The sequence below is a fragment of the Pseudomonadota bacterium genome (genome assembly GCA_030775045.1).
In the GTDB taxonomy this organism is placed as follows: domain Bacteria; phylum Pseudomonadota; class Alphaproteobacteria; order JALYJY01; family JALYJY01; genus JALYJY01.
On the sequence record JALYJY010000075.1, the window covers coordinates 1 to 9,201 of the forward strand.

Annotated in this window: 10 protein-coding genes; 4 read left to right on the plus strand and 6 right to left on the minus strand. The window is 59.6% G+C overall.

Translation table 11 applies throughout. The features are described 5' to 3' along the window. Positions 1-560: 23S rRNA (adenine(2503)-C(2))-methyltransferase RlmN (locus M3O22_07100; GenBank protein MDP9196512.1), on the minus strand; the 560-nt coding region annotated here is incomplete at its 3' end. A 299-nt stretch (positions 561-859) separates the two neighbouring features. On the opposite strand from M3O22_07100, the gene M3O22_07105 reads away from it, so the two are divergent. Then, positions 860-1,564, plus strand: coding sequence for a response regulator transcription factor (locus tag M3O22_07105; protein MDP9196513.1), 705 nt, complete (start codon positions 860-862; stop codon positions 1,562-1,564). Positions 1,565-1,629: 65 nt separating this feature from the next. Here the strand turns inward: M3O22_07105 and M3O22_07110 are convergent, their stop codons facing one another. From M3O22_07110 to uvrC, 4 genes are all read right to left on the minus strand, one after another. Further along, positions 1,630-1,863 carry a hypothetical protein gene (locus tag M3O22_07110; GenBank protein MDP9196514.1) on the minus strand — a complete coding sequence of 78 codons (234 nt, stop codon included), beginning with the start codon at positions 1,861-1,863 and terminating at the stop codon, positions 1,630-1,632. Positions 1,864-1,991: 128 nt separating this feature from the next. Beyond that, positions 1,992-2,573: a hypothetical protein gene (locus M3O22_07115; GenBank protein ID MDP9196515.1), complete on the minus strand. Its 582-nt coding sequence runs from the start codon at positions 2,571-2,573 to the stop codon at positions 1,992-1,994. A 173-nt stretch (positions 2,574-2,746) separates the two neighbouring features. Then, positions 2,747-3,061, minus strand: a complete 315-nt coding sequence (locus M3O22_07120; protein MDP9196516.1) for a YerC/YecD family TrpR-related protein — start codon at positions 3,059-3,061, stop codon at positions 2,747-2,749. Between the two features lie 127 nt (positions 3,062-3,188). Further along, positions 3,189-5,057, minus strand: coding sequence for an excinuclease ABC subunit UvrC (uvrC, locus tag M3O22_07125; protein ID MDP9196517.1), 1,869 nt, complete (start codon positions 5,055-5,057; stop codon positions 3,189-3,191). A 506-nt stretch (positions 5,058-5,563) separates the two neighbouring features. Between uvrC and prfA the strand changes: the two genes are divergently transcribed. From prfA to M3O22_07140, 3 genes are all read left to right on the plus strand, one after another. Continuing rightward, on the plus strand, positions 5,564-6,640 hold the full coding sequence (gene prfA / locus M3O22_07130; protein MDP9196518.1) for a peptide chain release factor 1: 1,077 nt from the start codon (positions 5,564-5,566) through the stop codon (positions 6,638-6,640). Beyond that, positions 6,637-6,825, plus strand: coding sequence for a glycosyltransferase (locus M3O22_07135; protein ID MDP9196519.1), 189 nt, complete (start codon positions 6,637-6,639; stop codon positions 6,823-6,825). Before prfA ends, M3O22_07135 begins: the two co-directional genes overlap by 4 nt. Before the next feature lie 301 nt (positions 6,826-7,126). Further along, complete coding sequence (locus M3O22_07140; protein MDP9196520.1) at positions 7,127-7,849, plus strand: response regulator transcription factor; 723 nt, start codon at positions 7,127-7,129, stop codon at positions 7,847-7,849. Between the two features lie 6 nt (positions 7,850-7,855). On the opposite strand, the gene M3O22_07145 is transcribed toward M3O22_07140, so the two are convergent. Next, on the minus strand, positions 7,856-8,956 hold the full coding sequence (locus M3O22_07145; protein ID MDP9196521.1) for a protein phosphatase 2C domain-containing protein: 1,101 nt from the start codon (positions 8,954-8,956) through the stop codon (positions 7,856-7,858). Between the last annotated feature and the right edge of the window lie 245 nt (positions 8,957-9,201).

The window sequence follows — 9,201 nt, forward strand, 5'->3', positions numbered from 1 at the left end:
GGCTCGCCCATGCCCATCATGACGATGTTGGACAGCAGGCGGTGGCCGTCGTTGGAGCTGGGCCATTCGCCCAGCATGTCGCGGGCCAGCATGACCTGGCCCACGATCTCGGTTGCTTCCAGATTGCGCACCAGGCGCTGGGTGCCCGTGTGGCAGAAGTGGCAGGTGAGGGTGCAGCCCACCTGGGACGAGACGCACAGGGTTCCGCGGTCTTCTTCCGGGATATGCACACTCTCGATTTCCTGGCCGTCTTCCATGCGCAGAAGCCATTTGCGCGTGCCGTCCTTGGATTTCATGTCCCGGGCCGCTTCCGGCCTGCGGATCGAAAAATGCTCTGCCAGAAGGGTGCGGACAGGCTTTGCCAGCGTGGTCATGACGTCAAAGGACGTGGCTCCGCGCCAGTAGATCCAGTGCCAGACCTGGCGGGCGCGAAATGCCTCCAGTCCCAGCTGGCCCAGGGCTTCGGCCAGTTCTTCCCGTGACAGGCCGGCCAGGTTGCGGCGTCCGCCGGCGTCCTGTGCGGCCGGAGCAAACTGCAGAGCATGATTCTGTATTCCCATGGACCCATACATGATCTGAAACCATTTCAAAGTAAAGCGTGGAGCGGCCTTCCGGAAAACGGTTCTGCCACAAGATCTTGTGGGGTGAGGCTCTACAGGTTGTTTCTGCTGTCCTTGGTCATATGACCAAAGCACGCGGAAAAACAGACGATCGTCCGATAGAACCACCGCATCCGGTTCGCTAGTGTCAGGACAGATCAGTGATGGGGCACTCCCTGCAGACAGAGACCGGGGATGCTTCCGTCGCTTTACCTCCGGAAATATCCGGCCATAGTGAAAATTCAGGAATGGAGAACGCAATGAAAAAAGTCCGTACAGTCCTTGTTGGTAACAAAAAGCTCGTCCGCGATGGCGTATCATTTATTCTTTCCGGCACACCCTTTGAAGTGATCAGTGAATTTCCGGACCTGAAGGAATGCGCTTCCTCTGATAATGTGGCCGCTCCTGATCTGGTGGTGCTGGATTTCTCGCCGGTGGATGCAGAGGAAGTCAGGCTCCTGCGCAGCCTGGAGGCACGCTGGCCCGATGCAAAGGTGGTCATCCTGACCCACGAGCTGTGCTCCCGCCGCCTCTCTATCGTACTGGGCGCCCGCAATGTGTGGGGCTATCTTCTCCAGAACATGTCGGCCGAGGCTCTGGTCCAGTCCCTGAACCTGGTGATGATGGGCGAAAAGGTATTCCCGATGCACCTGCCGCGCCTGCTGATGACCGGCGAAACAGCCCAGGCCGGGCTGGCCGGGGCGCTGCCGGGCAAGAGCCTGTCGCCGCGGGAGCGCCAGATCCTGGGCTGTCTGGTCAGGGGCAGCAGCAACAAGGTGATCGCCAACAGCCTGGGCATCACCGAGGCCACGGTGAAGGTTCACCTGAAGAGCCTGCTGCGCAAGATCAATGTGTCCAACCGGACCCAGGCGGCGATCTGGGCCCTGAACAACGGCATGAACGGCGATGTTCCGCCGGCGGCCTTCCGTCCGGCAGCGGCAGAAAACGCATCCGTCGCACAGTAACAGTGTGCGAGTGATGCAGGGTTGATACTGCGGGCCTGTTCCCCCTGGCCCGCAGTATCTTTTTTTCAGGGCCCGGGAGGTTTTGGAGATTCCGGCTTTTTTGCCGGGATCTTTTTTTCGGTCGTGCCTTTTCTGTGTCCCTGGTCCGGACGTGGAGCCTGGACATGCCTCAGTCTTTGCAGGGCCGCATCGGAATGGCGCATGACGGGTCTGTCCGTTACGGGATCTGCACCGGCAGGGACAGGGCCGGCAAGAGCAAGGAGCGCCGCAAGGCCGGCTACTGTATTTTTGATGTCCATGTTTTTCCTCCGCACAGCATCAGGTTGTACCAGATGTATCATACGGTTCTGAAAGAAAAGTAAATCTGTTCTGTGCGAAGGTCCTGTTCCCCGTGCAGCTCCGCAGGTCCGGAGTACCGGGAAATGCCTCAATGTGGTGCGAAAAAGGTTCCGAACCAGTCCGGTGATCCCGCAGCACGGGGGCGGCGTTCCTGCTCTTCAGCAATACGTTTCTTTTCAGCCATGCAAATTTCGACAAAAGTCTCAATTGCAGCCTTTCTTTCCAGGGGGGAAAGTTTAACCAGATCCCTGATCATGTCCTGCATGATCCGGTATGTTCCGCGCCAGTCTTTTTCTGAAGGGAACCAGACGTCAAGGCAGGCCGGAACGGGACATTTGCCACGGCCCATCACGTCCAGAAGGTAGTTGAGGGACTGCATATCAACGGTTGCGCCGTCCAGTTTTACGTCAGGCCGCTGGAGCTGGCTCAGGTCTGCCCGGGTCAGGTCCATCCTTATGAAGCATGCGGGGATGCCAATCCAGATTTCTCTCTCGAGCTTATAGATCTGGAATAGTGCCCTGTCCTCTTCCAGATCTTCCGGAGTCTTCAGCGTGCGCCCGGGACCTATCCCAGGCTCGACTGCCCTCCTGGTTTTCCAGTCCTCCTCGAAAGCTGCTTCTTTCGGAGTTCTTTTCGGCAAAGCGACCTGTTTCTGATTGTCCTGTGTCATGTTTTTCTCCGCAATGTCTATGTCAGTGGTCTGTACCCCATGCCATCCACGGGTGTAATGTTGTATTATCATATTAATACAGCAGATCAAGAGGGGAAATAATTTCATGGTGGTATGTCGCCAGTCCTGTTGCAGGGAGAGAGGAGGCACTGGTTCAACAGGAGAGATCTGTATCAGGTGTTTTTCCTGCGGATCCGCTTTAGAACCGCCTGATAACCCTGGTGGGGTTCCTGGGTCAGAAAGCGGGCCACGCGGCCCACGGTGGTTGTGCTGGCTCCGGTCTCTTCCGCGATTTCCCGGTACGACAGCTGCCCCTTATCCAGCAGCCGGGCAATCCACCACCGCTCGGCCATGTCCTGCAGTTCGCCCGGCGTGCACAGGTCCAGAAAAAAGCGCTGGCATTCTTCAGGGGTTTTCAGGGTCAGGATGGCTTTCCACAGGTCCTGGTAATACTGGTCCGGAAGGGCTTTTTTTCTGGATTTTTTCACGGGGTTCAGCCTGTGCTGGAGGGGAAAGTGCAGTGTAGGGAGGAGGGGCAATCCGGGTCAAGAGACCCCCCGCAAAACCCGCAGTGACGCAGCAGGCGTCCGCCGCAGTCAGGGTTATGCGGGGGGTCTAAGGTTCCTCCGGATGGAACCAGTCATAGATGGCCCGGGCCATGGTCTTGCTGATCCCCGGGGCTTTTTCCAGGTCGGAGAGGCCGGCGCGGCGCACGGCCTGTGCGCTGCCGAAATATTTCAGCAGGCTTCTGCGACGGGCGGGGCCGATGCCGGGGATGTCGTCCAGCGGGTTCTGGCCCATCACCCTTGTCCGTCTTGCCCTGTGGGTGCCGATGGCAAAGCGGTGGGCCTCGTCCCTCAGCCTTTGCAGGAAATGCAGGACGGGGTCCTTCGGGTCCAGGGTAATCGGCTCGCTGCGTTCCGGCAGAAAGATTTTCTCCCGTCCTGCGTTGCGGTCAGGGCCCTTGGCGATGGCTGCAAGGGGAATGGCTTCCAGCCCCAGTTCGGCCAGAACATTCCGGGCCACATTCAGCTGGCCCACGCCGCCGTCCACCAGGACCAGGTCCGGCGGATTTTCCACCGCGCCACCATTCTCCGCAGCCTTGCCAAAGCGCCGCATCAGCACCTCGCGCATCATGCCATAATCGTTGCCGGCGCTGGCGGCATCGCGGATGTTGAACTTGCGGTATGCGGATTTCACGAAGCCTTCCGGCCCGGCGACGATCATGGTGCCCACGGGGCTGGCGCCGCTGATGTGGCTGTTGTCATACACCTCGATGCGCTTTGGCGGTGAATCCAGACTGAACAGGCGGGCCACCTCTGACAGCAGCCGGGCCTGGGAAGAAGAGTCGGCGATCTTTCGCTCCAGCGCGCTGCGGGCGTTGGCCAAGGCATGGTTCACCACGCGCTTCCTGTCACCCCGCTGCGGCGTGGTGAGGGAGACCCTGCTTCCGGCTCTCAGGCTGAAGGCCTCTTCCAGAAGCGCCCTGTCGGGCAGGGCGTGACTGAGGATGATCTCGGGTGGCGGGGGCCGGTCGGTATAGAACTGACCCAGGAAAGCCTCGAGAATTTCCGGAATCTCCATGTGACTGTCGTGGAGGGGAAACCAGGTAGCACCGCCGTTGTTGAAGCCGTTGCGGAAAAAGAATACCTGGACAGCGGTCTGTCCGCCCTGCTGTCCCAGGGCCATGACGTCCGCATCCTCCAGGGACTGCACATTGATATCCTGGCGGGCCTGGAGGGCGGTGAGGGCGCGGATGCGGTCGCGGAGCCGGGCAGCCTTCTCGAACTCCAGGGCCTCGCTCGCTTTCTCCATGTCCGAGGCCAGCTGTTCCTGGATGGTGCTGCTGCGGCCGGACAGGAAGGCTACCGCAGCGTCTGTCTGCGCCGCGTATTCCTGGCGGGTGACACGGCCGACACAGGGGGCTGTGCAGCGTTTGATATGATACTGCAGGCACGGCCGGGTGCGGGTGGAAAAGAAAGTGTCAGAGCAGTTGCGCAGCAGGAAAGCCCTGTGCAGGTCCGTCAGGGTGTCCGACACGGCCCCCGCAGTTGCAAACGGGCCAAAATACCGTCCCTTTGCCCGGCGTTTCCCGCGCCAGACCGTCAGGCGGGGAAAGTCATGGTCCGTGACCACAATCCAGGGAAAGGACTTGTCGTCGCGCAGCAGCACATTGTACCGGGGCCGGTGTTCCTTGATCAGGTTGGCTTCCAGCAGCAGGGCCTCGGCCTCGGTATGCGTGGTCACAAAGTCCATGCTGGCCGTGGAAGCCACCATGCGCTGGAGCCGGTGGGGCAGGTGATCCGTCCGCAGATAGCTGGCCACCCGCTTTTTCAGGCTGATGGCCTTGCCCACGTACAGGACTTCCCCGGCGGCACCCAGCATGCGATAGATGCCCGGGGTTTCCGGCAGGGTGTCCAGGTGCCGGCGGATAACGTCCGGGCCGGTTCCGGAATCCGGATCAGGTGATTCGTCAGATGTCATGGTCCCTGTGTGGTGCAGAATCCCGTTCGGGTCAACAACCAGCACTGCGCTTTCCCGGGTCAGGACAGGGTGGATTACCTCACAGTGATTCATCCACCATTCCTGTGGATAAGTCTGTGCACAAGTTCGGGGTGAATCGCAGTGCATGGCGTGAATGCTGCCTCGCCACAACATTGCCCAAAAAAGAGGCATAATCTGCAACTGCCTGTCGGATATACAAAAAACAGCTGTCAAGGAGGCCGGTACCAGCCCGTGACATTTTTTTGCCATCCTTGACAAGGCGGACAAAATCAGAAAACGGGGTGTGCACAACTGCATAACCCTGACTGCGGCGGACGCCTGCTGCTTCGATGCGGTCCCCATATCCTCACGTGCGCTTTACTGTGTACGCTCCGGTTTTGCAGTCCTCTCTCCGGGCATTCGCCTCGCCGCAGCGGGTTCTGCGGGAAGCTGTTGCATACTTCTGGCAGAAAAGTCATACCTGTTTTTTTCAGGAGAACCGGGCCGTGAGTCTGGACGATACACTCAGCCGTGTTCTGGCGCGCCATGACGAGCTGCGCCACCTGCTGGCCTCCGGTACTCTGGAGTCCCAGGTCTTCACAAAACTGTCCCGGGAATATGCAGGTCTGGAGCCCGTGGCCGCGGCTGTTTCGGCCCTGAAGACCCTGCAGCGGGAATACAGGGATCTGGAGGCGCTGGTCTCTGACCCGTCGGTCGATGCGGCCATGAAAGCCATGGCGCAGGAAGAACTGCAGGGCCTGCAGGAACGCCTGCCGGCGGTGGAGCGGGAGGTACACGTCCTGTTGCTGCCGAAGGACGAGGCGGATGAACGCAACGCCATCCTGGAAGTGCGGGCCGGTACGGGAGGGGACGAGGCGGCGCTGTTTGCCGCGGACCTGTTCGACATGTATCGCCGCTACAGCGCCCTGCGCGGCTGGCGGTTCGAGGTCATGGACATCTCGGAAAATGCTGTAGGCGGGTACCGGGAGGCTACAGCCACCATCACCGGGCGGGGTGTCTTTGCCCGCATGAAATTCGAATCCGGTGTCCACCGGGTCCAGCGTGTTCCGGCGACGGAAACCCAGGGCCGGATCCATACTTCCACCGCGACGGTCGCCGTCCTGCCCGAGGCAGAAGAGGTGGACATCAGGATTGACGAGAAGGATCTGCGCATTGACGTGTATCGTTCCTCCGGTCCCGGGGGGCAGTCGGTCAACACCACGGACAGCGCCGTGCGCATCACCCATATTCCCACGGGTCTGGCGGTGGCCCAGCAGGAGGAAAAGTCCCAGCACAAGAACAAGGCCAAGGCCATGAAGATCCTGCGCTCCCGCCTGTACGAGATGGAGCGCCAGAAGCGCGAGGCCGAGCGGTCAGCGGCCCGCAGGGGGCAGGTGGGCACAGGCGACCGGTCCGAGCGCATCCGCACCTACAACTTTCCCCAGGGCCGTGTAACCGATCACCGGATCGAGCTGACCCTGTACAAGATCGACCGTGTGATGATCGGAGAGGCTCTGGACGAAATTGTGGAGGCCCTGGTGACCCATGACCAGGCGGAAAAACTGGCAGAATTAGGGTCATGATCCCTTTTTTCTCCATCATCACAGTCGTGCGTAACGACGTCGCCGGTTTTCAGGCCACGGCGGAAAGTCTGTACAGCCAGACCCGCCGGGACTTTGAGTGGATCGTGGTGGATGGCGCTTCCACGGATAAGACAGTCGACGAGATCGAACAGGTGCGGGGATCTCATTTCTTCCCTGGTTTCTGAGCCTGACAAAGGCGTTTATGACGTCATGAACAAGGGTCTCGCCCTGGTCCAGCAGCTGATGCTGCTTTTGTGCCGGCGTTCCTGGGGTCTGTATGCCCTGCTGCTGGGTTTATCGGACTGCAGGACATTCCCGTCCTTCTGGCGGAAACCAGTGATCCTGTCCGATTTTAAATCATGACAGACAAAGTATACGGAAGCCCCTTATATATTGCCCCTCGCAATTTGTTAACGATTATGTTAACCTTTTGGTAACGGGCCTGATGTACAGGCATAGATGCCCTTGGATTGTCAGGAGAAGATCATGCGCGTACTTCTGGTTGAGGATGATTCCTCCGTCGCCAAAAGCGTGGAGATGATGCTGAAGTCCGAGGGCCATGTGGTCGATCTGGCCGACATGGGCGAGGATGGCCTGGAAATCGGCAAGCTGTATGAATACGACATCATGATCCTGGACCTGATGCTGCCCGACATGGAAGGGTACGAGGTCCTGCGCCGCCTGCGGGCCGGAAAGATCGCCACGCCCATCCTGATCCTGTCCGGCCTGACCGGGCTGGACAGCAAGCTGAAGGCCTTGGGGATCGGCGCTGATGACTATCTGACCAAGCCCTTTGACAAGCGCGAGCTGATGGCCCGTATCCAGGCCATCATTCGCCGCAGCAAGGGTCATTCCGACAGTCATATCAAGACGGGCCGCCTGACGGTCAACATCGACTCCCGCACGGCCGAGATCGACGGTGCTCCCCTGCACCTGACGGGCAAGGAGTACGGGATCATCGAGCTGCTGTCCCTGCGCAAGGGATCAACGCTGACCAAGGAAATGTTTCTGAACCACCTGTACGGCGGGATGGATGAGCCGGAACTGAAAATCATCGACGTGTTCATCTGCAAGCTGCGCAAGAAGATCCAGGATGCTACCGGTGGCCAGAACTATATCGAGACTGTCTGGGGCCGCGGCTATGTCCTGCGCGATCCGGGCGAACACAAGGCCGCTGGCGGCAAGGGAAAGCAGAAAGCCAGCGCCTGATCCCTTTCAGGCCGCGGGTGCAGCAGCGGCTGCAGATCCTGCCTGTGCCGGCCGCGGCATGACCACCACAGTCACATCATCTGTCGCATCCGGTCCTGCATCAAGGGTATCCCCATTGGCCCGAAGATGGCGGGCCACAGAATCAAGTCCATGGACCAGCACATCCCGGGAATCCGGTGAGCGGATCTGCTCAAGGCCGTCTGTTCCCAGAACCGTCACCTGTCCGCTGGCGGCCTTGATCCCGGCATGTCCGGCCGCGCGGAATGCCAGGGGAGGATCGCCCTTCTGTCCGCCTGTGGCCCAGGTTTCAAAGTCTGATTTCTCAAAGCCCAGGACCCGGGTTTTCCTGTCCAGGTTCTCGAATCCCGCGATGCTTTGGACAGTATTCTCTGGTCCGAAGTGGGCTGTCCCGCCATCACCCAGCCTGAAATCGAATCCGCCGGATGCGGTCATCACTGAAAAGGCCAGCGTTGTCCCGTAATACCGCAGGTCCCGGGAACGGACTCCGCTGACCGTGAACTGGCCGGCCACGGCCAGAAAATCAGCTTTTACAGCCTGGATAAATTGCCGTTCAAGGTGGTGAGCCAGGAAGGCCAGCAGGTTTTCCTGTACCGGAGATTTTGCCCCGTTCAGACCCTGGACAAGGGCCCGGAATCTGTGTCCGGGCTGGCCTTCATTCATGACAAGGGAATATACGATCTTCAGGGCTGCCAGGACGGCAATCCGGGATCCGCGCTCGACCCCATAGGCCAGTCCGGACCCGCCCAGCCCGTCGGCCACGGCGGCAAAGTGCCACTTTTCCCCGGCATTGTCTGTCATGATCGCGGCGACAGCGGCATCCTGGTTGACCGGGTTTGCCTCTCCCGGGCATTTCAGGGAGATGACCCGGATCACGCCCCGGGCCGCCTGGATACAGCCAAAAAGGCCGGCCGGCAGATCAATTCCCAGGGGGCGGTGTGAATACCTTTCCCCGGCGGCATTGTCGACAGTCTGGAGGCTGGGTCTTGGTCCCCTTGACGAAAGCAGGACAGAATCCCGCAATTTTTCCTCAACTGCGGGACCGGTCAGCTCGATCCCGTTCTGCCGTACCCAGGCCCTGACGGACATGACATAAACTCCAGATTGTAACAGCGGCGAGAACAGTATCTCCAGGATATATTTGCGCAAACAGTTTTTGGCTCCGGGAAATGTTTTTCCCTATGACCTAAGGTCTATGCCTTAAGAACAGGGGTTGTTTTCACTGCCGGAGACTAGATTGCCCGTCGTATTGCATATTGCATACGGAACACAGCAGAAGGGCAGATATCATGGAAACCACGAATTTTGTTGGCCAGGACCTCACTGGCAGGGAT